Here is a 23,617-nt window from a genome sequence, read left to right as displayed (position 1 = left end):
GTGTATCGAAGTCGCCTTTAGAGTGAACTACGTCACATATCGATACGGCGCGGTGCGCCGCGCAGGCCCGCGACCAGGGGCAATGCGCCTCGACAGTCGTCAATTACCCCATCCCCGGCAACCCGATCCTGTTCCATTAGGCGACTCGGGTGTTTTATGGAATGGATTTGGCCCCTTGATGAAGGCTCGCACGAAGCCCGCGGGAGCGGAGGAACGACAATGCCAGTCAACCCCGAATATGACTACATGACCCAGGCCCGCTGCAAACGTCGCCGGGTGCGTGAGGACTTGGCCCTTCTTCGAGACGAGAAGTACCTTGCGGCCGAGGAAATCTTGCTCAACATGAAGCTCGCCGTGATGTCCGCGGAGACCCGGATCGAGCTGGCGGCCGAAATTGCGTACGGGGACGCCAAATTCAGCGCATACATCAACTCGCTGCCGATCCGCGAGCGCGGGGACATCGAGTTTCGCTTGCGCCTCCAGGCGAACATGCGACGAGCGCTCCTCGCCGAAGCAGAGCGCTTCAGCGTTTAGGCGGCAGCGGGACGAACCCGCTGGTGCGGGATACGTAAGCGGCGTAGTCCGGGCGGTTGCGGACGAGGTTCTTCTCCAACAACGGCTTCCCCGTTCCCTTCGCCAGCAGCACCGTCACCACGATCGGCGAAACGATCGTCGCGGCGGCGAGCCAGCTGTGGCAGGCCAGCAGGTACAAGCCCCACCACACGCAGGCGTCGCCGAAGTAGTTCGGGTGCCTCGTGTATCGCCAGAGCCCCGTGTCCAGCACCTTCCCCTGGTTCGCCGGATCGCCGCGGAATCGCTGCAGCTGGTAATCCCCGACCGCCTCGAACACGAAGCCCACCAACCACACGACGACCCCGGCGCACACCAGCCACAGCGGCGGCGAGCCGAACCCCGCCACCTGGACCGGCAGCGAAATCACCCACAGCGCAATCGCTTGCGTGGCGTACGCGCGCACCGGGTTGATGTCGGCGTAGCGCCTGTCCTCGCCGCTGCCGCGACGGCGCACCTCGATGTGCACTGCCAGCCGCAGGCCCCAGACACACGTCAGCAGGGTCGGCAGCACGGAGCGGGCGGACACGAGCGCGATCACCACGAACCCGAGGCCCCACACGGTGTCGATGACGTCGAACCGGCCCTGCGACCGCGCGAAGATGTACGTGCCGCCGATCAGCACGAGGGTGACGACGGCGGTGATCGCGAAGATCATGCCTGCGCCAGGATCTGGTTGACGCCCATCCGGTTCTCCTCGAAAGCCAGCGCGCCCCCGGCGAGATACAGCCGCCAGACACGCAGTTGTCCTTCGCCGGCCAGCGCGACCACCTCGTCGCGGCGCTTCTCCAACTGCTCCGCCCACGCCCGCACGGTCCACACGTAGTGCTCCCGCAACGCTTCCACACCACGGATCTCGAACCCGGCCGCCTCCAGCCTGGCGAGTGTTTCCCAGACCGGCACCATCGTCATGTCCGGCGCGATGTAGGACTCGATGAACGCACCGCCGCCCGGCGCGACCGTGCCCCGGGACATCTGTTGCAGCAACAGTTTCCCGCCCGGCCTCAGCATCCGGTGCAGGGTCGCGGCGTAGCGCGGGTAGTTCCCGGCGCCGACGTGCTCCCCCATTTCCAGCGAAGCGATCGCGTCGAACGGCTCGCCGCTCAGATCCCGGTAGTCCTGCAGGCGCACGTTCAGCCCGAGGCCCCGCACGTGCTCCGCCTGTTGCGCCGACAGCGTCACGCCGGTCGCGTCGACGCCGTAGTGCTTCGTGGCGTGCGCGAGCAGCGCACCCCAGCCACAGCCGACGTCGAGCAAGCGCATCCCCGGTCGCAGCCCGAGTTTGCGGCACACCAGATCGAGTTTGTCCCGCTGCGCGTCGGCGAGCGGCTGCCCGGGGTTCGCGAAGTACGCGCACGAGTAGGCCATGCTCGGGTCGAGAATCAGCTGGTAGAAGTCGTTCCCGAGGTCGTAGTGGTGCGCGATGACGGACTTGTCGCGGGCGCGGGTGTGCAGCCGCCCCGCAGGCCGCGCCTCTTCAGCCGGCGGACGCGGCCGGGGGCCGATCACACGGAGCCGGACGGCGGCGCGCGCGACCTCCCGCAGGCTGGGCCGGTCGAGCTGCCCGGACCGGAAGAACTGCCAGCACAGCCGCAGCCCTTCGGTGAGGTCACCCTCCACGTCGAGATCGCCGGAAACGTAGGCGCGCGCCAGGCCCAGCTCGCTCAGATTCCACAGCAGCCGGCGCAGCGCCCGGCGGGTCACCACGACTTTAGGACAATCGTCCTGACCTGCGGTACTGCCGTCCCAAGCACGCAGGCCGACGGGCAGTTTGCCGCCGAACAGCGAGCTGAGCACCTCACTTGCGGTCACTGTCATCGCTCCTCTCCGGTCGTGCCCCCTGGTTCGGAGCCACCCCGTCGCCGGATTGGGTCCAATCCGCCCGTCCGCCGGCTCCGAATGCCGGATGTGCAAGCTGACTCGAACCCCACCCAGCGCCGAGTCGCCGTGATCGGCTCGGGCGTCTCCGGACTCACCGCGGCCTATGTGCTGCGCAACGACCGACAGGTGACGCTCTTCGAGGCCGACGGCCGGCTCGGCGGACACGCCCACACCCACGACGTGACCACACCCGACAACCACGAGATCCCGGTGGACAGCGGTTTCATCGTGCACAACGAACGCACCTACCCGAACCTGCTGCGACTGTTCCGCGAACTCGGCGTGTCCACGCAGGAGACCGAGATGTCGATGAGCGTGCGCTGCCAGGGCTGCGGCCTGGAGTACGCGGGCGCCCGGCGGCTCGACGGCGTCTTCGCCCAGCGCTCGAACCTGTTCAAGCCGCGGTATCTCCGTATGCTGGCCGAGATCAAGCACTTCCACCGGCACGCACACCGCGTGCTCGACCACCCCGACGCCGGCGACACCACGCTCGGCGCGTTCCTCGCCATCGGCGGCTACTCCACCTACTTCGTCGACCACTTCCTGATCCCGCTCGTTTCGGCCGTGTGGTCGGCGGGCGGCCAGCTGAGCAAGCAGTACCCGGCCCGCTACCTGTTCACTTTCCTGCGCCACCACGGAATGTTGTCGGTCAGCGGTTCGCCGTCCTGGCGCACCGTCGTCGGCGGCTCACGGTCCTATGTGGACAGAGTGGCGAAGAACCTGGTGGCCGTGCACACCGCCACCCCGGTCCGCGCGATGGTACGCCATGCCGACGGCACGACCGTGCACGACGAAGCCGGTGAGGGGCACGAGTTCGACGAGGTCGTGATCGCCACGCACGCCGATCAGGCGCTGCGGCTGCTCGGCGATCCCACCCCGGCCGAACGTGAAGTACTCGGCGCGTTCCAGTACTCCCGCAACAAGACCGTGCTGCACACCGACGAATCCGTGCTACCGAAGGCAAGCGGTGCCCGCGCGTCGTGGAACTACCTCAAGCCCGCGTGCCGCACCAGCGAGGGCCCGGTGCTGGTGACCTACGACATGAACCGCCTGATGCGGCTGGACGAGCCGGTCGGCTACCTGGTCTCGCTGAACAAGCCCGCGGGCACGGAGCCGATCGCGGAGATGGTCTACGAGCATCCGGTCTACACCCCGGAAGCCCTTGCCGCACAACGTCGGCTGCCCGAGCTGAACGACCACCGCACCGCATACGCCGGGGCGTACCATGGCTGGGGTTTCCACGAGGACGGTTGCGCGTCGGGCGTGCGGGCGGCCGCCGCGCTCGGTGTCCGATGGTGAACGCGATCTACGACGCCGTGGTCACGCACACCCGGCGCGCGCCGCAGAGCCGGTTCTCGCACCGGATGTACCTGTGGCTGGTGGATCTGGACGAACTGCCCGAGCTGCCGCGGTGGCTGCGCCCGTTCGCGCGGTTCGATGGCGGCGGCGACCTGGTCGAGTGGTTGTGGGAGCAGGGCTTCGCCCGCCCGCGCCGGATCGTGATGCTCGCGCAGGCCCGCGTGCTCGGGTACGTGTTCAATCCGCTTACTGTTTACTGGTGCGAGGGCGACGAGGACGTTGTGGTCGCCGAGGTGCGCAACACCTACGGCGGCATGCACCGTTACCTGCTGCAGCCGGATGATCACGGCAGCGCCACAGCGGACAAGGAGTTCTACGTCTCGCCGTTCCTGCCCATGCACGGCCAGTACCGGCTGTACTTGCCCCGTCCGGACGAGTGGCTGAACCTCGTGGTTTCGCTGCGCCAGGACGGTCACACCAGTCTTGCCGCCACACTGCGTGGCCGCCGGCGGCCCGCGTCTTCAGCCACCCTGGTGAAGATGGTGGTCACCCGGCCTTTCCTGCCCCAGCGAGTCTCGGCTTCGATCCGATGGCACGGCATAGGTTTGTGGTTGCGCCGGGTCCCGGTTGTTCCACGGAAACCGGCGGCCGCCGATGACTGAGACGTGGTCCGAACTCGCGATCGTGCCGAACTCGACCGCGCGGGCCTGGGCGGCCGAGCGGCTGTTCCGGTTCGCGGTCCGGGACCTCGAGGTCACGGTCGAACTGGGCGACGAGCGGCTGGGCCGCGGCGGTCCCGTGCTGCGGATCGACCGGCCCCGGGCGTTCTTCCACCGCCTCGGCGTGGACGCGAAGATCGGCTTCGGCGAGTCCTATATGGCGGGCGACTGGTCCGGAATGGATCTGGCCGACTTGCTGACCCCGTTCGCGGAGCGGCTGGCGAGCCTGGTGCCGAAACCGCTGCAGTCGTTGCGGCGCTTCGTGGACGCGAGCAAGCCGAGCTCCGAGCGCAACACCGTCGAGGGCGCGCGGGAGAACATCCACCGGCACTACGACCTGTCGAACGAGCTGTTCGCGGAGTTCCTCGACGAGACGATGACCTACTCCTCGGCGTTGTTCGAGCCCGGTTCGGACGATCTCGCGGCCGCGCAGCGCCGGAAGATCGACGCCATCCTGGATCTCGCGGGCGTGCGCGACGGGACGCGGCTGCTGGAGATCGGGACCGGCTGGGGCGAACTCGCGCTGCGCGCGGCGAAGCGGGGCGCGCAGGTGACGAGCCTGACGATCTCCGCGGAACAGCAGACGCTGGCGCGCAAACGGCTCGCGGAGGCGGGCGTCGAGGACCGTGTGGACGTGCAGCTGCGCGACTACCGCGAAGCGACCGGGAGCTACGACGCCATCGTCAGCGTCGAGATGATCGAGGCCGTCGGCGAGGAGTACTGGCCCGCGTACTTCCGCGCGCTGGACAAGCTCTTGGCGCCGGGCGGGCGGGTCGGGGTGCAGGGCATCACGATGCCGCACGACCGGATGCTGGCCACGCGGAATTCCTACACGTGGATACACAAGTACATCTTCCCCGGCGGGCACCTGATGTCCGTGCAGGCTTTCGAGCAGGCCGTCCGGCGCTACACGACGCTGCGCCTGGACGAGCGGCGCGGGTTCGGGCAGCACTACGCCCGCACGCTTCGCCTGTGGCGTCAACGGTTTCTGGCCGCCTGGCCCCGGATCACCGAGCTGGGTTTCGACGAGACGTTCCGCCGTATGTGGGAGTTCTACCTGGCCTACACCGAGGCCGGCTTCCGGAGCAGCTACATCGACGTCTACCAGTTCGGGCTGACCAAGCCGTAAGGCCCGCCGGCCAACCGGCGGGCCTTGGCCTCACATCGGGAACCACACCGCGGGCGACCTCGTCGGCTGCGCCGAGCCGCCCGCCGGTTCCACCGTCATCGCGATCTCATCGACGCCCTGCAAACCGTCGAACACGAGCAGGGCGGTGGAGGTGCCGCCGGGGCCGAGCAGGCCGATCGAGCGCGGGGTGCCGTTGACGATCGCCCACGCCTGGTAGGTCGAACTCGGCGGCTGGTCCGGCATTCCCGACACCAGCAGCATCCCGCGGTCGAGCCGCCGCGAGACCAGCACGCTGCCCTCGCCGACCTTCGCGCCTGCGCCCGCGATCGCCCGGAGGTCAGGCGCCGCAAGGAGTTCCGCGACCGAGTTCTCGCGGCCCTGCGCCTGAGCCAGCTCGCCCCGGGTCTGGCTCAGCTCGCCCTGGGTGCGGATCGCCACCACGCCGGCCCCGACCGCGATGGCGACCGCGACGGCCGCGGCGACCGACACCAGCCGGACGACCCACGGATTACGCTCGCGCCTTCGCTTCCCCTGTCGCGTAACCGGCGAAGTGAGCGGTGCGGCCTGCCGGACGCCGGAGATCCTGCCGAGTACTTCGTGCTTCATCGCGGGCGGTGGTTCCTCGGCGACGGCACGCCCGAGCCGCACCGCCGTAGCCCGCAGTTCGGCCACTTCCTGACTGCACTCGGGGCATTCGGCGAGGTGCCGTTCGAACTGGCGCCGCTCGAACTCGTCGAGCGCGTCGATGGCATACGCGCCGGTGAGCATGTGCACGTCCGGGGCGGTCATCGGATCACCCCCAGGCAGTCACGCAACCGGATGAGGCCGTCGCGCAGTCTCGTCTTGATTGTCCCGAGTGGACTGTCGAGCAGTTCGGCGACTTCGGGGTAGGTGTGCCCGCCGTAGTAGGCCAGCACCACGGATTCGCGTTGCAGCTCGGTCAGGTTCGACAGGCAGCGGCGCACCTGCTCGCGTTCGAGCCTGGAGGCGACCGCCTCGGCGACCTGATCGAAATCGGGCCCCTGCGAAACCGCCCCGGCGCGCTGCTCGCGGTCGGTCCTCGCCTGCGCGGAGCGCACCCGGTCCACGGCCCGGCGATGAGCCAGCGTCAATGCCCAGTTCACCGCGCTGCCCTTGGCCGGATTGAACCGCGTCGCGGTGCGCCACAGCTCGACCAGGACTTCCTGGGTGACCTCCTCGGACTGGGGCACGTCCCGCACCACGCGCCGCACCACGCCGAACACCGGCGCGGCGACGACGTCGTAGAGTTGCTCGAATGCGGTCTCACTACCCCGCGCCACCTGCGAAAGCAGGTCTTCCGGGGAGGGGCCCGCCGGACCTGGCGGCCGCATCGCCCGCACCGACTCGTCCATGCACCGATCCTTCCCTACTTCGCCTGTTTGTTCTTCGCGGCGGCTTCAGGTTCGGATTGGTCGGCGCTACTGTTTCGATGAACGAAACTCACGTTTGCTTTTAGCCCGTTCGGAGTATTGTTCGCTGGGCGCACAGCAGCCAGGATGGGCCCCGCACAACCAACCGGCGCCGTCTCTCCCCGGAGGCGCGCCGGCCGAGCCCGGGCGATCGCCCCTCCTGTGTAGCTCCGGGCTCAGGAGCCCCTCGGCGCGCACCTCTCCCTACCTCCCCGCCCGCCGAGGGTCTCCCCGGGGCTCAGGCGCGGGCCAGGCGCAGCCGCCGGTGCGCGGCCATCCGCACGGGGGCGTTCACGGCGCCGTAGCCGAGGTAACCGCCAACGCGCTGAACCACTTCGAAGAACACTCGCGAGCCCAGCAGTTCGGTGTAGAAGTGCAGGAATTCGCCGTCCCCGTCACGGTCGTAGAGCACCGAGTATTCGCGAAGCGAAGCCAGCAGTTCGGGCGAGAGCGCGAGGCGCGCGTCGAGGTCGTCGTAGTAGTTGTCCGGGATCTCCAACAGCGGCGCGCCTTTCTCACGCATTGCCCGCGCGCTGGCGAACACGTCGTCCGTGGCGAAGGCGACGTGTTGCGGGTCCGGCACGCCCGGCGCCCACTCTCCGCGCCGCAGCAGGGAAACATTGAGCGAGATCCGCACGTCGCGCGCCGCGTTGGTCACCGCACGGCTGCGGATCAGGCCGAAGGGCGCGGCGAACTCGGTCGGGAGCTCCGGTCGCAGGCCCAGCACCGTCCGATAGAACAGCGCGGCTTCGTCGAAGTTGTCGAAGGGCTGGCTCAACGAGACGTGATCGGTCCGGGTCAGCCCGGCACCGTCGTCCTCGGCAAGACCGGTCGGCTCGAAATCGCCCTGCCAGCCGTCGCCGCAGAAAAAGACCGCCGTGCCGTCCGGTGCTTCGACCCCGGGCAGGCTGACCTGCTCGCGAGACAGCTCCGGCGAACGGAACGCCTCGGCCCGCGCGATCGAGCGCGCGGGGTCCGCGCTCTCCACCGCCAGCGCGCTGATCTCGCCCGCGCCCTCGTTCAGCACGACGCGCGCGGCGCCCTGCCGCCACAGCTGGACCGGCTTGGCCGGGTGCTGTCCGACATGTGTGAAACCCATACCGGCCAACGCGTTCGCGATCTCCGGGCCGGTCACGGCCAGCTCGGTGAAGGCGTGCCCGGACAACGCCGGCGCGGTCGGCAACTCGTGCTCGCACAACAGCAACAGCGAGCGCATCGCGTCCACCGCGGCCCGGTGCGGGTCGGATTGGCGGAACACGTCGTTGAACACCTCCAGCGACAACGGGCCGGAGTAGCCGGTGGAGAGCACGTGCTCGACGAAGGCGGACAGGTCGAAAGCGCCCTGACCGGGGAAAAGCCGGTAATGCCTGCTCCACTGCAGCACGTCCATGTGCATCCGCGGCGCGTCCGCGAGCTGCAGGAAGAAGATCTTGGACCCCGGGATCGTGCGGATCGCGGCGATGTCGCTGCCGCGGGAGAGCACATGGAAACTGTCCAGGCACAGCCCGAGCGCGGGGTGATCGGCGCGGCGCACGATCCGCCACGAGTGGTCGTAGGTGTTGACGAAGCGGCCCCAGGCCAGCGCTTCGTAGGCAATGCGGATGCCCCGGTCGGCGGCCCGCGTGGCGAGCGCGTGCAACTGCTCGGCGGCGAGATCGTCGTCGTCGACCGCGTGCGGCGAGACGGTGGAACAGACGAGGACCGTGTCGGCCCCCAGTTCCGCCATCACGTCGAACTTCCGCTCCGCCCGGCGGAGATTGGCGGCCAGCACGTCCGGCGGCACGGCCTCGAAATCGCGGAAGGGCTGGTACAGGTCGATCGACAGGCCCAGGCCCGCGCATCGGCGCCGGATCTCGGCAGGCGAGTGCGGGGAAACCACGAGATCGTTCTCGAACAGCTCGATCCCGTCGAAACCGGCTTCGGCCGCCGCGGCCAGTTTGTCCTCCAGCGTGCCGGAAAGGCACACCGTCGCGATCGTCTTCTTCCGCACGTCTCCTCCTTCGCGGTGGACGGACCAATCGGTGAGTTCTACGGTGCGGCGTATGCCCTCAGACAACCCCGAACGGCAACGCGACGCCGACCGGACGCGCGCCGAGATCCTCGACGTGTCCACCCACGAATTCGCCGACCAGGGCTATGCCGGGGCGCGCGTGAACGAGATCGCCGCGAAGACCCGCACGACCAAGCGGATGATCTACTACTACTTCGGCAGCAAAGAAGGCCTCTACGTCGCGGTGCTGGAGCGCGCGTACTCGGTGATCCGCGCGCAGGAGCAGGAGCTCGACGTCGAGCACCTCGACCCCGTCGAGGCCTTGCGGCAGCTGGCCGAGCTGACCTTCGACCATCACGAGTCCCATCCGGACTTCATCCGGCTGGTCAGCATCGAGAACGTGCACCGGGCCGAGCACCTGCTCAAGTCGTCCGTGCTGCCCGGGCTGGCGAACCCGGCGCTGGACGTGGCCTCGCGCATCCTCGCCCGCGGCCGCGCCGACGGCCGGTTCCGCGACGACATCGACGCGCTCGACGTGCACATGCTGATCAGTTCCTTCTGCGTCTTCCGCACGGCCAACCGGTACACCTTCAACGCGATCTTCGACCGCGACCTGCTCGACCCCGGCCGCCGCGAGCACTACCGGAAAATGCTCGGCGAGCTGGTGATCGACTACCTGACGGTGACTTGACAACGCCACCGCGACAACTCACCATCTGGTACTTAACCAGACGGTACATTATCCCGACGGCCCTCGTCCCGCAACGGAGCAAGACGGCAGGAGGCCCCCGTGACCGGCAAATCGCGCAAGGCCGCAGTCGCCGCCTGGATCGGCAGCGCGCTCGAGTACTACGACTTCTTCATCTACGGCACCGCGGCGGCGCTGGTGTTCGGCAAGGTGTTCTTCCCGTCGTCGGATCCGGCGGCGAGCACCCTGCTCGCACTGGCCACGTTCGGCGTCGGGTATCTGGCGCGCCCGGTCGGGGCGTTCTTCCTCGGGCACCTCGGCGACAAGTTCGGCCGCAAGAAAGTGCTCGTGCTGACCGTGTTGTTGATGGGGTCGTCGACGTTCCTGGTCGGCTGCCTGCCGACGTACCGACAGGTCGGCGTGCTGGCCCCGGTGCTGCTCGTGGCGCTGCGGCTGATGCAGGGACTGTCCGCGGCCGGCGAGCAGGCCGGGGCGAACTCGATGTCACTGGAGCACGCGCCGGAGAACCGGCGGGCCTACTACACGAGCTTCACGCTGGCTGGCACCCAAGCCGGGCAGATCCTCGCGACAGCGGTCTTCCTGCCGGTCGCCGCGATGCCCGCGGCCCAGCTCCAGTCCTGGGGCTGGCGGCTGCCGTTCTGGCTGAGCGCGATCGTCGTCGTGGCGGCCTTCGTGATCCGGCGCAAACTCGACGAAACCCCGGTGTTCGAACGGGAAGCAGCCGCGAAACTGCCGGTGGTGCTGTTGTTCCGCGACCACTGGCGCGACGTGATCAGGGTCGTGGTCGCGTCGACGATCGCGGCGGTCAGCACGCTCTTCACGGTGTACGCGCTGTCGTTCGCGGTCAACGACGCGGGCCTGGCGAAGACGCCGATGCTCTGGGTCGGCGTGCTCGCGAACGTGATGGCGCTGGCCGCGATTCCCTTGTGGGCCAAGCTGGCCGATTGGATCGGCAGGCGCCCGGTGTTCATCGGCGGTTCGCTGGGCTGCGCGGTGCTGATCTTCGGCTACCTCGGCGCGATCTCGGCGAAGAGCTACCTTTGGGTGTTCGTGGTCGGCATCGTGATGTTCGGGATCGTGTACAGCGCGACGAACGCCAGCTGGCCCTCGTTCTACGGGGAGATGTTCACCGCCAAGGTCCGGCTGTCCGGCACGGCGGTCGGCACGCAGATCGGGTTCGCCATCGCCGGTTTCACCCCGACCATCGCCTCCGCGATCGGCTCCTGGACCGGGGTGGCCGCGTTCACCGCGGGACTGTGCCTGCTCAACGTGATCGCGGTGGCCACCGGCCGCGAAACCTACCGGACCCCGACCGCGGAACTGGGACTGCGCACCACGCCTGCGAAAGCGCCACTGAGCGCGCGGTAGCTGCGCCGCGCCGCGGTCCGAGCCGCACGACCTGGCTTGACCGTCCACAATAGACGCCCTTGAACTGCGGAGAACCGGATTCACAGCGATGCGCCGGCAAAGATGTCAAGCTTGAGACCATGACGGACGATCGCAACGTGCTCGGCGGTGAACTGGAACCGTGTGGCACCGAACCCCGCACCGGCTTCCACCGGACCGGCAGCTGCACCACAGGTCCCGACGATCTCGGCAGCCACACCGTGTGCGCGGTCGTCTCGAACGACTTCCTGGCGCATCAGCTCCGCGCGGGCAACGACCTGATCACCCCTCGCCCCGAGTACGAGTTCCCCGGCCTGCGCCCCGGCGATCGCTGGTGTGTCGTCGCGGCGCGCTGGCAGGAAGCGTACGAAGCGGGGGTTGCACCGCCGGTGGTACTCGCCGCGACACACGAGCGGGCGCTGGAAGTGGTGAACCTGGAAGCGTTGCGGGAGCACGCCGTCGACGTGCCGGCGGACCCTAGCTCGCTGCTTTGACCGCCGCGCGGCGGACGAACACCACGTTCGTCGCGACGACCCCGATCGAGACGAGGATCGCGAGCAGATCGACCACGAGGTCGTGCCTGCTCGCGAAATCGGGTTCCAGCAGTCCACCGGGATCGTCGAGGACGTCCACCCGGGTGCCCTGCTGCTGGCGGTCCGTGGAATCGGTGCGGATGGTGAGCGTGCCGCCCCGCGGGCAGGCGAGGGTGTGCACGAAACCGTAGTGCTGGTACCGCGAATGCGTGTCGACTTCTTCCCGATACGTCACTTCGCAGGATTCCGTCAGCCCGAAAGCCTGCAAGGCCACGCCTCGCCCGGCCACGGTGAGTGCCGCGAACAACAGCCCCGAGGTCACCAAGGACGTGGCCAATGCCCACCACGGCCCACCGGCGTAACGCGACATCCCGAGCGAAAACGCGGCGATGCCGACGATGCCGAGCACGATCGCCGCGATGGTGCTGTGCGGCGGGAGCAGGAAGATCACGGCCGCGGCCAGGATGGCCAGCAGCCCGCACCCGGCCGTGAGCCTGCCGGTGCGCAACCCGAGTCTTCGGGCGAGAACGTCCGCGGGAGAGCCTGCCATCGCGCAACTCTAACCGCGGAACCGGCTTCGGTGATCGGTTTCGCCTGGCCGGCGCAACACTTTCGAAGCAGGCGGCTCCGGGAAAGCCGCCCTTGTATTGTGACCGCGTGCACGATCCCGGCTACTACGAGATGCTCGGTGTGGAGCGGGACGCCTCCGCGACGGAGATCAAGTCCGCCTACCGCTCCCGGGCCAGGGCGATGCACCCCGACGCCGGTGGTTCGCCCCGCGAGTTCCACCTGCTCCGCGCGGCCTACGAGATCCTCAGCGATCCGCACCGTCGTGCCGACTACGACCGCGGCCTGGCGCCCACGCCGGTGCGCACGCGCCGGCGACCCCGGGAATTCGGCGAGGACCCGTCGTTCGTCGCGACGATGCCGCGCCTGGACCCGCAAACGCTTTCCTGGTGGCATCGCGGCGAGGAAAGGGCCTGCCCGTCCTCGCCGCGCCCGCCGGGCCACGCCCCGGCGGTGATCCTGCTCGCCTGGTTGCTGCTGGTGGTCCTGCCGCTGATGGCGGGCTGGCTGCTGCTCACCGTGTGGCTGCTGCTGGCCACCGCCGTCGCGATCTGGCTTGTGCGAAGGCATCTCGACCTGGCACGGGCCCGCGCCCGGTTCAGCACGGAATTCGGGAAGGTGACCGTGTTCGGCCGGCCGGGCGCGGACGCCGACCAGTGGGGCGAACGCCTCACCGCGGAACTGCTCGCGCGCTACCTCACCCGCCTGCCGAACGTGCGGGTGTTCCACGGACTTTCACTGCCGGGTTCGGTGTTCGCCGACGTGGACCACGCCGTGCTGGCCGGGAAACGTCTCGTGCTCGTCGAATCCAAGACGTGGCTGCCCGGCCACTACGGCGCCGACGACGACGGCACGTTGTGGCGCGACGACCGGCTCTTCCGCGGCGGCGCCACCCGGCTGATCGAGGCCATCGGGGCGTACCGGGAACTGCTGCCGGGCGTGGAGGTGCGCGGCGCGCTCGTCATCTACCCGAGCCGCGCCGGGGAGATCACCACCGAGGCGGACTTCGAAGTGCCCGCCCCGCCGATGACCCCGGAGCAGTTCGTGCGCGACATCGGCGCCTGGCTGGCCGCCGAACCCTCCACTGTGGACATCGACCTGCTGCGGAAGGTGCGCGAGCGGGTGGTCTGACGCCTCGGCTAAGGAGCGCTCCACAGGCAGAACTCGGGCGTCTTCTCCCGGCGCCGGACATACGTGCCCTTCGACCGTACTGTCACCACCAATCCCCATTCCCGCAGTAGCCGCGTCGCCTGCCGGACTGTCCCCAGCGCCACCCCGTACTCCCTGGCGAGCTGCCCTTCCGCCGGCAGCGGTGTGTTCGGCGCCAGCTCGCCCGTCTCGATCCGCTCGGCGATGCGCTTCGCGACCGTTTCGTAGAGATATCCGGGTGCCTCGAAATCGATACTCACGGAACAAAAAGTAGCACGGAAACGACAAAATGTCGCTCGCCGCACCCCAAGTAAGCTGCACTTCCGATGGCTGAGCAGGAACTGGACGAGGCGCTCGACGCGCGGCTGCGCGCGCTGGCCACCCAGGTGCGCCGTGCGCGGCGCGAGCGGGACCTCAGCCAGGAGGAGCTCGCCGACCGCGCCGGCGTCTCGCGCTCGGTGGTTGCCGAACTGGAACGCTCCCGGCTCGATCAGCCGAGGCGCCGGCAGGATCCGCGGAAACGCCCGCCCCGCAACATCACGCTGGACACGTTGTTCCGGATGGCCGAGGCGCTGGAAGTGCACCCGGCGGAGCTGCTCGACGATCGCTGACGGCTTGTGGGCACCCTCACTCTCGGCGGGTCGCGGACGATCTCGCGTGATAGGCATGCCGGGATGTGCCCGCGCCCGGAGAGGTACGCCTGATGCGCCTGCTGTTGCTGTCCAACTCGACCGCGCCGGGAAAGCAGTACCTCGAACACGCGATGGACGAGCTGGGCGAAATCCTCGACCGCGTCCGCCGGCTGGTGTTCGTCCCCTTCGCGCTGGCCGACCACGACGGCTACACGGCGAAGGTCGCCGAAGCGCTGCGGCCGGTCGGGGTGGACGTGGTCGGCGCGCATTCCGACGACCCGATCAAGCTGTTCAACAGCGCGCAGGCGGTGTTCGTCGGCGGCGGCAACACCTTCCGGCTGCTGCGCGAGCTGTACGCCCGCGAGCTGCTCGCCCCGATCCGCGACCGGGTGGCGCACGGGACCGTCTACATCGGATCGAGCGCGGGCACGAACGTGGCCTGCCCGACCATCCGCACCACCAACGACATGCCGATCGTGCAGCCGCCGGCGTTCGAGGCCAGCGGGCTCGTCCCGTTCCAGATCAACCCGCACTACCTCGACGCGCTCGACGACGGCACGCATATGGGCGAGACGCGCGAGGAACGGCTGGAGCAGTTCCTGGAAGAGAACGACGTGCCGGTGCTCGGCATGCGCGAGGGCACCTGGCTCCGCCGGATCGACGAGACCCTCACCCTCGGCGGCGACGACGCCGGCGCGCGGCTGTTCCAGCGGGGGGAACCGGCGAAGGAGATCCGCTCCGGCGCCGATCTGAGTGCCTTGCTGGAAACCGTCGCACTGTTTCGTTGACTCACCATCCGGGCAAGATCGGGGTATGAGCCAGTCTGCGCGAGCGATCCGGACCGGGTGGGTGGTCGACGGCGCCGTGCCAGGGCCCAACGTGGACGAGTTCGCCGAACCCAGCGAGGTGATCGAGGCGCTCGCCAGTGCGAACGGCGAGACACTGCTCGCCGTCCAGCATCCGCATCGCACCCCGGCGGCGCGTGCCCGAGGCCTCTCCCTCACCGACGCGCTCCCCGAAGCGCGCCGGACGCTCGATCGCTTGCTCGCGCGGCACTACCGGCAGGTGCGCGATTTCGTCGCGGTCTGCCGGATCGACGGCTCCGACGGGACGGCTGTCGGCGTGTTCTGCCTGGTGGATCCGGCGCAAGGAATACGGAACAGCGAGGAGATCTACCCGCGGATCGTCGACGAGCGCGCCGCGATGCTGGCCGGGCTCGGCCGGGCGACGAGCGCGGCGATGCTTGTCCCGCTCACCGGTGGCGCAGGGCTCACCGAACTGGTGGAGCGCTTGGTCGCGGGCAAGGCGCCCGACGTCGTCAGCGGCGGCCACCGGCTCTGGCTTGTCGGCCCTGGCGCGGCGCAGGACGAACTGCTGGCGCTGTTCCGGGGCGGGCCGTTGCTGGTCGCCGACGGAAACCACCGGGTCGCGGCGGCGGGCGCGGACCTGCTCGCGCTGGTCACCGCGGGGCCGGACCTGCGGATCGGCGCGATCCACCGGGCACTCGTGCGGACCGGGCTGCGCAAGGAAGATCTCGCCTCGGCTTGGCGTGGCGTCGGCCTCACCGTGCATGAGGTGACGGCGCCGGAGCCCCCGTCGAAACCGGGCACCGTCACCGTTCCGTCCGGGCTACTGGTCGAGCTGCCGCAGCCACGGGACCCGTTGCCCCGTATCGATCACGGCGTCGTCGAGCAGGTGCTCATCGCCGAGGCGCTCGGCATCGATCCGGAGGGGCCGCACGTGCGCGCCCTGCCCGAAGGGCATCCGGCCGGTCCGGACGTCGACGCGCTGCTGCAACTGGCGCCGGTCCCGCTCGCCGACGTGCTCGCGGTGCACGAACAGGGCCGCCGGATGCCGCGCAAGAGCACCTACTTCACCCCGAAACCGCGCAGTGGCCTGCTGATCGCCGAACTCACTCCCTGAACCGGCCGCCGGGCTGCACCCGTTCCAGTGCCTGGAGGCCGGAATCGCGCTCGCGTTCGGCCTCCTCCGCGCGCCCGCCACCACGCAGGCCGAACAGGCGTTTCGCGAACAGCAGGTAGATCACCACCGCGAGATTCACCAGCAGGGTGAGGATCTTGAGCACGCTCACCCGGTGGCTGAGCTCGTACAACTCCGGGACGAGCAGCACGGCCGTCGCCACGAAGGTCAGGTACTCGGCCCACCGCCTGGCCAGCCACAGCCCGATCGCCTCGACCCCCTCCAGCACGGCATAGCACGCCACGACCCCGCCGATGATCCAGATCGTCGAAGACCGCGCGGCGAACGCTTTCGTCAGTTCCCCCAACATGCCCTGTCCCGATTCCCCGGTGCGCCCGCCGAGCGCGCCCTGCACGGCGTCGATGATCCGGAAGAACGGACCGCTCAACGCGTCCCGTTCGTGCGCGAACACGAATACACCTGCCGCGAGAACGGCCAGCACCAGAAAATGCAACAGCCGGTCGAGTGCGATCAATCGCAGTACATAACGATCCCGGAGCAGCTTCCCGCGCGGCGGTATGTCCAATTCATCCGGGGCGGGACAGAATTCACGGGCAGGATTTTCCGGAACCGGCAACGGTAACCAGGAGTCACAACGCAGGCAACGATGCCAGCGCAGTCCGCCCGATTCCCGGACGATCATTTCGTCCTGCCGCCGAATGTGCGCCGCGTCCCGTCCGGCGAGCAGGTGGCCGTGCCGCGCGCAGCCGATGAGCTCGTAGACCAGCCAGCCACGGCGCCCGTCGGTGCCCGGTGGCGGGCGCAGTTCGTCCTCGCCGATCATGCCGAGCAGGCTATCCCGACCGCAGGAAGATCGCGAAATCTCGACCTCGCAAGGCTCCCCAGCCGAAAGGAAAAACGCCATCTGCAAATTGCAGTTTCTTCGGTTTCATCCACTGAGACGATGGTTTGCTACATTACGGTGACATCGCTTCTGGCTTCGTCGCAGCCGTGCTTACGATGCCTGAAACCCCACGAGGAACCGGATGCGATCATGGCAACACGCATTGATTTCGAGCCCGGCGACATCTGTTTTTCCTGCCTCGTACCGCGGGAACAGACACCGAACGACGAAGAATGGTGTTTCGGGCCGCTGTGCGGGCAATGCGCCCGTGACGAGTGCGTAATACACGAACCGTGGCCGGAAACTCTCCCGATGGCCGAGCCACGGCCCCGCGCACTGGCCGACCTGTCGTATTTACTGCCCTGACCCCCGAATTCGCCCCCCATTCCCTCGTCCCATCGCGGCTACGCGGTACCGTGGATGGAATTGACGCCCGGTAATGGGAGGTGAGGAGCCGATGGGGGACTCCGCCGCGCGCCCGACGATGAGCAGGCGGCGCGAGGTCAGTCATACCAGCGCCCGCTCCCTGCTGATGACCGTTCTCGGCGAGTACGTGCTCCCCCGTGGACGCCCGGTCTGGACGTCCACGCTCGTCGAGGTGCTGGCCGCGTTCGCGGTCGAGGAGAAGTCGGCCCGCCAAGCGCTCGCGCGCACCGCGGCCGAAGGCTGGCTCGTGTCGGAACGGGTGGGCCGCCGCGTGCGCTGGTCACTGACCCCGCCCGGCCGCCGGCTGCTCACCGAAGGCGCGGAGCGGATCTACGGCTTCGGCCGGGCCGACGGTGACTGGGACGGCAACTGGCTGATGTTGCTGGTATCGGTCCCGGAGACGAAGCGGGACCTGCGGCACAGCCTGCGCACCAAACTCACGTGGGCGGGTTTCGGCTCGCCGACCCCCGGCGTGTGGATCAGCGCCGACGTCTCCCGCCAGGGCGAGGCCGAGAAGATCGTCCACGAGCTCGGCCTGGACGCCGAGGCGATGTCGTTCGTCGCGGCGTACGGCAAGATCGGCGACGAGGACGCGATGGTCGCCCAGGCCTGGGATCTCAGCGCACTGGAAGGCCGGTACGAGGGCTTCATCGACGAGTTCACCGGGCTGAACCCGGCCGGCGGCGACGAAGCCCTGCACGCCCAGACCAAGCTCGTGCACGAGTGGCGGCGCTTCCCGTTCCTCGACCCACGCCTGCCGACGCGGTTGCTGCCGCGCGACTGGAGCGGGGCGCAGGCAGCGGAGTTGTTCCACTGCAAGCACGTCGAATGGCGCCCGGCCGCGCAGGAGCACTGGGACCGGCTGACGAAGGAAGCGGAAGCAGCCTGACTCAGGGCAGCCAGCGCACCGCCGTCGCCTCGCGGACGTGGAAGAAGGCGTCGAAGGCGGCGGCCAGCGCCGGCACGCCGATGTGTTCGGCGGTGTCACGGGCCGGGTCGTAAACCCCGCTGATCACCCGGACCTTCGTCGGCTCGCGCCATTGCTTCCGGACGGTTTCGTCACGCAAGTCCAGCCAGCCCTCTTCGAGCTTCGCGTCGGCGAAGTCGGCAGCAGGCGCCGGCACCGTCGCAACGCCCAGGTTCCCGTGGTGGAAGCCGATTCCGACGGAGACGTAACCGTCGCCGTACTGCTCGCGCAACAGGCTGCCGATGGTCGGTTTCGCGGGGCCGCCCGGCGCGAGTCCCGAAGTCACCGGCGTCGCCGCGGTGTGCGCGATACCGTCCCAATAGACGACGCGCAGGCCGGACTCGCCCTGGAAATCGCCGATGGTCGCGGCCGCTCCCTCGTCGTCGCCCACGAAACTGCCACGCCCGGCAACACTGGTCTCGTGGAAGGTGACGATGAGCCGCATCCGAGCCAGCAGATCGTCTTGCGCCCCAACGGATTCGACGATTTCGAATGCGTCACGGGCGTGCTCGGCGAACGGCCGCCCCGGGTGGAAGCCGCGGGCGCGCTGCACGTGTTCGTCCGTCTCGTGCGCTGTCCGGATCGGCGCGAGATGCGCGCCCAGCTCCGCCACCCGGCCCGGCGCCAGTTCCCGCACGCCGTCGAGCACCGCGTCGTAGTCCGCGGGCTGGGCTCGCGCAGGTTGCACCCCGAAAATCCGGACCGGGTCTTGGGGATGCGCGTCGTTGAACCGGCGGATCCACGCCAGTGCCGCGGCCATCTCGGCCGTCCGCCACGGGCGCCACGCCCCGTCCAGCGCGGACTCGGGTGTGCCCGGCCCGCCGTTGACGAACTCGTCCTGCCGGGCGGCGACGGCGGCATCGTCCTGGACCGCCAACGCGCGAAAACCATGCTGTGACACCAGAATCCGGAACAACCTGTCCCGGGTCACGAAGGTCTCCGTGGAAAAGCGGGTGGACTCACCCAGACCGGCGATCACGGCGTCGGCGCCGATCTTCGCGGCTATCCCGGTTTCGGTCAGCGACCCGGCCGAAGCGACTGCGTTCATGACCCCAGCCTGCAACCTCAAGTAAGGTAGAGGTCAAGGGATCCACTTCGGACGGTGCTCAGATCTCCCAGACCTCGTCCGGCGGCCTGGTCAACCGGATCGCGGTCCGGCGCACCGACTCGGCAACCTTCTCGTCACTGAGATCACCGGCCACGAACACCACCGCCACACACCCCACCGCACCCTGCGCAAGACGCACCGGAGCGGCGATCTCCGTCAACCCCGCGTGCAGTTCACCCACCGTGCGCACGTAACCCGTCTGCCGCGCCCAACCCACCTCGGGCCGCTCATCCGGCCGCGCCGGCCTCGTCGACTGGATCGCCAGGCCGCACGCGCCGCGGTCCATCGGCGCGCGCGTCCACGGCCGGTACGCGACGTGCGCCCTGTCCCTGTCCGGCTCGACGGTGACGACGGTGACCACCTGACCGCCGCGGGGTACCGCGAAGAACGCTGTCGCCGCGACCGAGTTCGCCAGCTCGCCGAGCACGTCGTGCATCTGCGCCTGCGCGTCGCCGAGGACGGTGCGGGTGAGCACGAGGAGCCCAAGGCCCATCGTGTAGCGGCCTTCGGCGGTACGCCGAACGAGTTCCCGATCTTCCAGTGTGCGCAGGATCCGGTACACAATCGAGCGGTGGAGTCCCGTCGCGGCCGCGAGATCCTGACTCGACCGGGCCTGCCCGTCGGCGAGGATGTCCAGCACGTCGAGGGCACGGTCCAGCGTCTGCGCCCGCACTCCAGACTTGGCTTCCACCGCTACCTCCCCGGCTGTCGCCCGGGTCACTTTACTGTGCGGCTGGTTGCCAGGCCGACCGCAGCCGCGGCGGAAACCGTCGCCCATGAGCAGGCCCGTTGCGGATCGTGTCCGCCCACTTTCGGTCGGCTGGGCAACACGCTATATTGCTCGGATATCGAGCTGACAACGGCGTCATTGCTCGATACCAGAGCCAATATCGGGAGGACGTCCGGGCCGACATGTCGCCGCGAAACCGTCCCTCGATCGACCCCGCCACCTTCCGGCGCACCATGAGCCGCTTCACCAGCGGGGTCACCGTGGTCACCACCGTCGCCGGCGAGCGCATCCACGGGATGACCGCCAACGGTTTCCTGTCCGTCTCCCTGCACCCTCCGCTGGTCCTGGTGTCGCTCGGCGAAGAATCCCGGATGGCGGCGTTGCTGCGGCGCACCCGCCGCTACGGCGTCAGCGTGCTCGCCGACGACCAGCAGGCGCATTCCCGGCATTTCGCCGGACGCCCGGTCGCGGGCCTCGAACCGGAGTTCGACCGGATCGACGGCATCCCGTTCCTGCGCGGCGCGATAGGCCAAATCGGTTGCGATGTAACGGAAATCCATCCCGCCGGTGATCACCTGCTGTTCCTGGGCAGAGTCACACATCTCGCGGACGCCGACCGCGAACCACTCGTCTTCTTCACCGGCTCCTATCGCGCGCTCTACGCGGAAGCATCCGAAGAACTGTTCACCTACTGAGAGAAGGAGCGGTCAATGGACGGGATCGGCATCGTCGGGGCCGGCATCGCCGGCCTGCACCTCGGGCTTCTGCTTCGCCGGCACGATATTCCGGTCACCATCTACAGCGACCGGACCGCCGAGCAGATGGCGGGCGGGCGGATGCTCAACAGCGTCGCCCACCACCATTCGACGATCGAGCGTGAGCGCGCGCTCGGCGTGGACCACTGGAACATCGAGGAGTACGGCTACTTCGGGCACCACCACTACATCGCGGGCGGCCCGCAGCCGATGGTGTTCCCCGGTTTCTTCAAGGCGCCGTCGCGGGCCATCGACTACCGGATCTATCTGCCGACGCTGCTGGAGGACTACGTCGCGCGCGGCGGAGAGTTCGAGGTGCGCCCGGTGCAGGCCGCCGACGTGGTCAAGCTGTCCGACCGGCACGATCTCGTCGTCATCGCGTCGGGCCGCGGCAACATGAGCGCGATGTTCCCGCGCCGGGCCGACAAATCCCCGTACGACACCCCGCAGCGCAAGCTCTGTTCCGGGCTGTACGAAGGAATCGCGCGCTCCGAGCCGAACGGCGTCACGATGAGCATCTCGCCGGGGCACGGTGAGCTGCTGGAGATCCCGATGTATTCGGCGGCCGGGCACGTGACGGTGCTGCTCTTCGAGACCGTGCCGGGCGGGGACCTGGAAGTGCTCGCGGAAACGAGTTACGACAGCGATCCCGCCGGGTTCGAGAAGCTCGTGCTGGAGAAGACGAGACAGCACCATCCGACGGTTTTCGAGCGCATCGACACCGGCGAGTTCCGGCTGACCGGGCCGCTGGATCTGTTGCAGGGCGGGGTGTTGCCGTCGGTGCGCGAGGACTACGCCCGGCTGCCCAACGGCCGCTACGTGATCGCGGTCGGCGACGCGCACACGGTGGTCGACCCGGTGATCGGCCAGGGCGCGAACTGCGCTTCGTACTCGGCGTGGGAGCTCGGCCAGACCATCCTGGAGGACCCGAACTTCGACGAACGGTTCTGCCAGAAGGTCGCCGACCGCCGCCGCAACCGGGTGCACGCGACCTCGGACTGGACCAACCTGATGATCCGCAACCCGCCTCCGCCGCACCTGCTGCAGCTGCTCGTGTCCATGTCGCAGAACCAGGCGGTCGCCGACGAGTTCACCGAGAACTTCAGCTGGCCGGACCGGCAGTGGGACATTCTCGCGACCCCCGAACGGGTACAGAAGTTCCTGGCCGGCCACGGGATGGCTTAAGGAGGACCCATGCACAAACTGCTCGTGCTCTACTCCCCGGTCGAGGACACCGAGGCGTTCAAGGAGTACTACGTCAACAACCACTTGCCGCTCGCCGCGAAGCTGCCCGGGCTGCGCGCCATGCGCTACAGCTTCGACGTGCACGCGGGCGGGCGCGAATCGCCGTACTTCGCCTTGTTCGAGGCGGACTTCGACGACGCCGACGCGCTCACTGCGGCGCTGGGTTCACCGGAAGGGCGAGCGGTCGCCGCCGACGTGCCGAATTACGCGGGCGACGTGTTGATCCTCGACTATCCGGTCACCGACTAGTGTGCTGGAGGTGACCGAGCACCTCAGCATTGCGACCCCTGCCGGTTCCTTCGACGCGATCGCGGCCGGGCCCGAAGACGGCAGGCCCGTCCTGCTGCTGCACGGGTTTCCCGAAGCGGCGATCGCGTGGGAGGACCAGGTCGCGGTGCTCGGCGACCGCGGCTACCGTGCCGTCGCCCCGGACCAGCGCGGCTACTCGCCCGGCGTCCGGCCGGAAACGGTTGCGGAGTACGGAATGAGTGAGCTCGAAAGCGACGTGCTCGCGATCGCGGACGAGTTCGGGTGGAGCCGGTTCGACCTCGTGGGGCACGACTGGGGTGCCGCGGTCGCCTGGTGGACGGCATGGGACCACCCGGATCGGGTGCGCACGTTGACGGCGGTGTCCACCCCGCACCCTGGCGCGCTCGCGCAGGCCCTGCGCACCGACGAGGACCAGGCGATGCGCTCGCAGTACATGCGCGACTGGCGCGAGCGCAGCACCGAACGCCGGATGCTGGCGAACAACGGCGCGGCGCTGCGCGCCATGTTCGAGTGGCGGGTTTCCCAGACCCGGGTCGACGAATACATCCAACGGCTCACCGAGCCGGGCGCGCTGACGGCGGCGCTGAACTGGTACCGCGCAAGCCGTCCCGCCGCCAAAATCGGGAAGATCGAGGTGCCCACGCTGTACGTGTGGAGCACCGAGGACGTCGCGTTCGGATCCACGGCCGCGCTCGACACCGAGAACTGGGTGACCGGGGCGTACTGGTTCCAGATGCTCGAAGACGTCTCGCACTGGGTGCCCGAAGAGCACCCGGAGATCCTGACCGGGTTGATCCTGGAGCATCTCGCCCGCAAGTGAACCCGTTGCGGCCCGAAACTGTCGGTGGGTCGCGCTAGCTTGTCCGGTATGGCATACGACTTCCAGGTCACGATCGATTCGACCGAGCCGCACCCGCTCGCCGACTGGTGGGCGGACGCACTCGGCTGGATCGTCGAGCCCAGCGACGAGGCCTTCATCCGCCGAATGGTGGCGGAGGGGTATGCCCGCGAAGAGGACACGATGACTCATCGCGGGGTGCTGGTCTGGAAGGTCGGCATCGGCATCAGGCATCCGGAGTCCGGCAGGCGGATTCTGTTCCAGCGAGTACCTGAGCCGAAGACCGTGAAAAACCGCGTCCATCTGGACGTGCACATACCGGATGACAAGCGCGAGGCGGAGGTGGAGCGGCTCGTCGCGGTCGGCGCCAAGGTGCTCCACCGCGGCAGCCAGGGGCCGTCCACCTGGGTCACCGTCACCGATCCGGAGGGCAACGAGTTCTGCCTGCACTGAGCAGGCG

The 23,617-nt window shown here is 68.7% G+C and carries 27 protein-coding genes; 17 read left to right on the top strand and 10 right to left on the bottom strand.

The window, feature by feature from the left end; genetic code table 11:
• The first annotated feature begins 219 nt into the window (after positions 1-219).
• Entirely contained in the window at positions 220-534 is a 315-nt protein-coding gene (locus VHD82_RS32105) for a hypothetical protein (RefSeq protein WP_325712485.1), read from the top strand.
• Here the strand turns inward: VHD82_RS32105 and VHD82_RS32100 are convergent.
• Together VHD82_RS32100 and VHD82_RS32095 are read right to left on the bottom strand one after the other, a co-directional pair.
• Positions 524-1,228, bottom strand: coding sequence for a DUF1295 domain-containing protein (locus VHD82_RS32100; protein WP_325712484.1), 705 nt, complete (start codon positions 1,226-1,228; stop codon positions 524-526). The genes VHD82_RS32105 and VHD82_RS32100 overlap by 11 nt on opposite strands.
• Positions 1,225-2,388, bottom strand: a complete 1,164-nt coding sequence (locus VHD82_RS32095) for a cyclopropane-fatty-acyl-phospholipid synthase family protein (RefSeq protein ID WP_325712483.1) — start codon at positions 2,386-2,388, stop codon at positions 1,225-1,227. The genes VHD82_RS32100 and VHD82_RS32095 overlap by 4 nt, the downstream gene beginning before the upstream one ends.
• A gap of 81 nt (positions 2,389-2,469) precedes the next feature.
• On the opposite strand from VHD82_RS32095, the gene VHD82_RS32090 reads away from it, so the two are divergent.
• From VHD82_RS32090 to VHD82_RS32080, 3 genes are read left to right on the top strand one after another with little or no spacing between them, the layout of a single operon-like run.
• Positions 2,470-3,750 (top strand): NAD(P)/FAD-dependent oxidoreductase, encoded by a 1,281-nt coding sequence (locus tag VHD82_RS32090; protein WP_414637603.1) that lies wholly within the window; start codon positions 2,470-2,472, stop codon positions 3,748-3,750.
• Positions 3,744-4,412, top strand: coding sequence for a DUF1365 domain-containing protein (locus VHD82_RS32085; protein WP_325712480.1), 669 nt, complete (start codon positions 3,744-3,746; stop codon positions 4,410-4,412). The genes VHD82_RS32090 and VHD82_RS32085 overlap by 7 nt, the downstream gene beginning before the upstream one ends.
• On the top strand, positions 4,405-5,598 hold the full coding sequence (locus tag VHD82_RS32080; RefSeq protein ID WP_325712479.1) for a cyclopropane-fatty-acyl-phospholipid synthase family protein: 1,194 nt from the start codon (positions 4,405-4,407) through the stop codon (positions 5,596-5,598). Before VHD82_RS32085 ends, VHD82_RS32080 begins: the two co-directional genes overlap by 8 nt.
• 30 nt (positions 5,599-5,628) lie before the next feature.
• On the opposite strand, the gene VHD82_RS32075 is transcribed toward VHD82_RS32080, so the two are convergent.
• The 3 genes from VHD82_RS32075 to VHD82_RS32065 form a co-directional block, all read right to left on the bottom strand.
• Positions 5,629-6,387: an anti-sigma factor gene (locus tag VHD82_RS32075; RefSeq protein ID WP_325712477.1), complete on the bottom strand. Its 759-nt coding sequence runs from the start codon at positions 6,385-6,387 to the stop codon at positions 5,629-5,631.
• Positions 6,384-6,971, bottom strand: coding sequence for an ECF RNA polymerase sigma factor SigK (gene sigK / locus VHD82_RS32070; protein WP_325712476.1), 588 nt, complete (start codon positions 6,969-6,971; stop codon positions 6,384-6,386). Before sigK ends, VHD82_RS32075 begins: the two co-directional genes overlap by 4 nt.
• A 295-nt stretch (positions 6,972-7,266) precedes the next feature.
• Positions 7,267-9,018 carry a bifunctional sugar phosphate isomerase/epimerase/4-hydroxyphenylpyruvate dioxygenase family protein gene (locus VHD82_RS32065; protein WP_325712474.1) on the bottom strand — a complete coding sequence of 584 codons (1,752 nt, stop codon included), beginning with the start codon at positions 9,016-9,018 and terminating at the stop codon, positions 7,267-7,269.
• Between the two features lie 52 nt (positions 9,019-9,070).
• Here VHD82_RS32065 and VHD82_RS32060 point away from each other — a divergent pair, with 52 nt between their 5' ends.
• The 3 genes from VHD82_RS32060 to VHD82_RS32050 all read left to right on the top strand — a co-directional run bounded on the left by VHD82_RS32060 (position 9,071) and on the right by VHD82_RS32050 (position 11,607).
• Positions 9,071-9,709, top strand: a complete 639-nt coding sequence (locus tag VHD82_RS32060; protein ID WP_325712473.1) for a TetR/AcrR family transcriptional regulator — start codon at positions 9,071-9,073, stop codon at positions 9,707-9,709.
• Between the two features lie 99 nt (positions 9,710-9,808).
• Positions 9,809-11,095, top strand: a complete 1,287-nt coding sequence (locus VHD82_RS32055; RefSeq protein ID WP_325712471.1) for an MFS transporter — start codon at positions 9,809-9,811, stop codon at positions 11,093-11,095.
• A 119-nt stretch (positions 11,096-11,214) separates the two neighbouring features.
• Positions 11,215-11,607 (top strand): DUF2237 domain-containing protein, encoded by a 393-nt coding sequence (locus VHD82_RS32050; RefSeq protein WP_325712469.1) that lies wholly within the window; start codon positions 11,215-11,217, stop codon positions 11,605-11,607.
• On the opposite strand, the gene VHD82_RS32045 is transcribed toward VHD82_RS32050, so the two are convergent.
• The gene (locus VHD82_RS32045) at positions 11,591-12,196 is read right to left on the bottom strand and encodes a hypothetical protein (RefSeq protein WP_325712467.1); all 606 of its coding nucleotides are present in this window, start codon (positions 12,194-12,196) and stop codon (positions 11,591-11,593) included. The genes VHD82_RS32050 and VHD82_RS32045 overlap by 17 nt on opposite strands.
• A gap of 107 nt (positions 12,197-12,303) precedes the next feature.
• Here VHD82_RS32045 and VHD82_RS32040 point away from each other — a divergent pair, with 107 nt between their 5' ends.
• On the top strand, positions 12,304-13,344 hold the full coding sequence (locus VHD82_RS32040) for a J domain-containing protein (RefSeq protein ID WP_325712465.1): 1,041 nt from the start codon (positions 12,304-12,306) through the stop codon (positions 13,342-13,344).
• Positions 13,345-13,352: 8 nt separating this feature from the next.
• On the opposite strand, the gene VHD82_RS32035 is transcribed toward VHD82_RS32040, so the two are convergent.
• Complete coding sequence (locus VHD82_RS32035; RefSeq protein ID WP_325712463.1) at positions 13,353-13,622, bottom strand: GntR family transcriptional regulator; 270 nt, start codon at positions 13,620-13,622, stop codon at positions 13,353-13,355.
• A 66-nt stretch (positions 13,623-13,688) separates the two neighbouring features.
• Here VHD82_RS32035 and VHD82_RS32030 point away from each other — a divergent pair, with 66 nt between their 5' ends.
• From VHD82_RS32030 to VHD82_RS32020, 3 genes are all read left to right on the top strand, one after another.
• Positions 13,689-13,973: a helix-turn-helix transcriptional regulator gene (locus tag VHD82_RS32030; protein WP_325712461.1), complete on the top strand. Its 285-nt coding sequence runs from the start codon at positions 13,689-13,691 to the stop codon at positions 13,971-13,973.
• Between the two features lie 92 nt (positions 13,974-14,065).
• Entirely contained in the window at positions 14,066-14,782 is a 717-nt protein-coding gene (pepE, locus tag VHD82_RS32025; RefSeq protein WP_325712459.1) for a dipeptidase PepE, read from the top strand.
• Positions 14,783-14,807: 25 nt separating this feature from the next.
• A complete protein-coding gene (locus tag VHD82_RS32020) occupies positions 14,808-15,917 on the top strand; it encodes a DUF1015 family protein (RefSeq protein ID WP_325712457.1) in 1,110 nt (369 codons plus the stop codon).
• Here VHD82_RS32020 and VHD82_RS32015 read toward each other — a convergent pair.
• Positions 15,907-16,758, bottom strand: coding sequence for a DUF2127 domain-containing protein (locus VHD82_RS32015; RefSeq protein ID WP_325712455.1), 852 nt, complete (start codon positions 16,756-16,758; stop codon positions 15,907-15,909). The two genes, VHD82_RS32020 and VHD82_RS32015, sit on opposite strands and share 11 nt — an antisense overlap.
• Positions 16,759-17,302: 544 nt before the next feature.
• Here VHD82_RS32015 and VHD82_RS32010 point away from each other — a divergent pair.
• Positions 17,303-18,133 carry a PaaX family transcriptional regulator C-terminal domain-containing protein gene (locus tag VHD82_RS32010; RefSeq protein ID WP_325712549.1) on the top strand — a complete coding sequence of 277 codons (831 nt, stop codon included), beginning with the start codon at positions 17,303-17,305 and terminating at the stop codon, positions 18,131-18,133.
• A 1-nt stretch (position 18,134) separates the two neighbouring features.
• Here VHD82_RS32010 and VHD82_RS32005 read toward each other — a convergent pair whose 3' ends face one another.
• Together VHD82_RS32005 and VHD82_RS32000 are read right to left on the bottom strand one after the other, a co-directional pair.
• Positions 18,135-19,259, bottom strand: coding sequence for an erythromycin esterase family protein (locus tag VHD82_RS32005; protein WP_325712453.1), 1,125 nt, complete (start codon positions 19,257-19,259; stop codon positions 18,135-18,137).
• A gap of 58 nt (positions 19,260-19,317) precedes the next feature.
• Positions 19,318-20,010, bottom strand: a complete 693-nt coding sequence (locus tag VHD82_RS32000; protein ID WP_325712451.1) for an IclR family transcriptional regulator — start codon at positions 20,008-20,010, stop codon at positions 19,318-19,320.
• Between the two features lie 221 nt (positions 20,011-20,231).
• Here VHD82_RS32000 and VHD82_RS31995 point away from each other — a divergent pair, with 221 nt between their 5' ends.
• The 5 genes from VHD82_RS31995 to VHD82_RS31975 are packed head-to-tail and all read left to right on the top strand — an operon-like array spanning position 20,232 to position 23,610.
• Positions 20,232-20,744 (top strand): flavin reductase family protein, encoded by a 513-nt coding sequence (locus VHD82_RS31995; RefSeq protein ID WP_325712449.1) that lies wholly within the window; start codon positions 20,232-20,234, stop codon positions 20,742-20,744.
• Between the two features lie 15 nt (positions 20,745-20,759).
• Complete coding sequence (styA, locus tag VHD82_RS31990; protein ID WP_325712447.1) at positions 20,760-21,989, top strand: styrene monooxygenase subunit StyA; 1,230 nt, start codon at positions 20,760-20,762, stop codon at positions 21,987-21,989.
• A 9-nt stretch (positions 21,990-21,998) separates the two neighbouring features.
• Complete coding sequence (locus VHD82_RS31985; protein WP_325712445.1) at positions 21,999-22,298, top strand: EthD family reductase; 300 nt, start codon at positions 21,999-22,001, stop codon at positions 22,296-22,298.
• Positions 22,299-22,308: 10 nt separating this feature from the next.
• Positions 22,309-23,139 (top strand): alpha/beta hydrolase, encoded by an 831-nt coding sequence (locus VHD82_RS31980; protein ID WP_325712443.1) that lies wholly within the window; start codon positions 22,309-22,311, stop codon positions 23,137-23,139.
• A 48-nt stretch (positions 23,140-23,187) separates the two neighbouring features.
• A complete protein-coding gene (locus tag VHD82_RS31975; protein ID WP_325712441.1) occupies positions 23,188-23,610 on the top strand; it encodes a VOC family protein in 423 nt (140 codons plus the stop codon).
• Positions 23,611-23,617 lie beyond the last annotated feature (7 nt).

This window comes from Amycolatopsis sp., assembly GCF_035546795.1.
Taxonomy (GTDB): domain Bacteria; phylum Actinomycetota; class Actinomycetes; order Mycobacteriales; family Pseudonocardiaceae; genus Amycolatopsis_E.
Note: the sequence above shows the minus strand (reverse complement) of the source record. Positions and strands in the feature narration are given on the sequence as shown.

Coding starts and splice junctions, on each gene's coding strand:
- VHD82_RS32045 (WP_325712467.1), bottom strand. CDS start 12,196: ATGGCAGGCTCTCCCGCGGACGTTCTCGCCCGAAGACTCGGGTTGCGC.
- VHD82_RS31985 (WP_325712445.1), top strand. CDS start 21,999: ATGCACAAACTGCTCGTGCTCTACTCCCCGGTCGAGGACACCGAGGCG.
- VHD82_RS32090 (WP_414637603.1), top strand. CDS start 2,470: ATGCCGGATGTGCAAGCTGACTCGAACCCCACCCAGCGCCGAGTCGCC.
- pepE (WP_325712459.1), top strand. CDS start 14,066: ATGCGCCTGCTGTTGCTGTCCAACTCGACCGCGCCGGGAAAGCAGTAC.
- VHD82_RS32020 (WP_325712457.1), top strand. CDS start 14,808: ATGAGCCAGTCTGCGCGAGCGATCCGGACCGGGTGGGTGGTCGACGGC.
- VHD82_RS32015 (WP_325712455.1), bottom strand. CDS start 16,758: ATGATCGGCGAGGACGAACTGCGCCCGCCACCGGGCACCGACGGGCGC.
- VHD82_RS32105 (WP_325712485.1), top strand. CDS start 220: ATGCCAGTCAACCCCGAATATGACTACATGACCCAGGCCCGCTGCAAA.
- VHD82_RS32085 (WP_325712480.1), top strand. CDS start 3,744: ATGGTGAACGCGATCTACGACGCCGTGGTCACGCACACCCGGCGCGCG.
- VHD82_RS31975 (WP_325712441.1), top strand. CDS start 23,188: ATGGCATACGACTTCCAGGTCACGATCGATTCGACCGAGCCGCACCCG.
- VHD82_RS32030 (WP_325712461.1), top strand. CDS start 13,689: ATGGCTGAGCAGGAACTGGACGAGGCGCTCGACGCGCGGCTGCGCGCG.
- VHD82_RS32005 (WP_325712453.1), bottom strand. CDS start 19,259: ATGAACGCAGTCGCTTCGGCCGGGTCGCTGACCGAAACCGGGATAGCC.
- styA (WP_325712447.1), top strand. CDS start 20,760: ATGGACGGGATCGGCATCGTCGGGGCCGGCATCGCCGGCCTGCACCTC.
- VHD82_RS32060 (WP_325712473.1), top strand. CDS start 9,071: ATGCCCTCAGACAACCCCGAACGGCAACGCGACGCCGACCGGACGCGC.
- VHD82_RS32095 (WP_325712483.1), bottom strand. CDS start 2,388: ATGACAGTGACCGCAAGTGAGGTGCTCAGCTCGCTGTTCGGCGGCAAA.
- VHD82_RS32075 (WP_325712477.1), bottom strand. CDS start 6,387: ATGACCGCCCCGGACGTGCACATGCTCACCGGCGCGTATGCCATCGAC.
- VHD82_RS31995 (WP_325712449.1), top strand. CDS start 20,232: ATGTCGCCGCGAAACCGTCCCTCGATCGACCCCGCCACCTTCCGGCGC.
- VHD82_RS32080 (WP_325712479.1), top strand. CDS start 4,405: ATGACTGAGACGTGGTCCGAACTCGCGATCGTGCCGAACTCGACCGCG.
- VHD82_RS32050 (WP_325712469.1), top strand. CDS start 11,215: ATGACGGACGATCGCAACGTGCTCGGCGGTGAACTGGAACCGTGTGGC.
- VHD82_RS32010 (WP_325712549.1), top strand. CDS start 17,303: ATGAGCAGGCGGCGCGAGGTCAGTCATACCAGCGCCCGCTCCCTGCTG.
- sigK (WP_325712476.1), bottom strand. CDS start 6,971: ATGGACGAGTCGGTGCGGGCGATGCGGCCGCCAGGTCCGGCGGGCCCC.
- VHD82_RS32100 (WP_325712484.1), bottom strand. CDS start 1,228: ATGATCTTCGCGATCACCGCCGTCGTCACCCTCGTGCTGATCGGCGGC.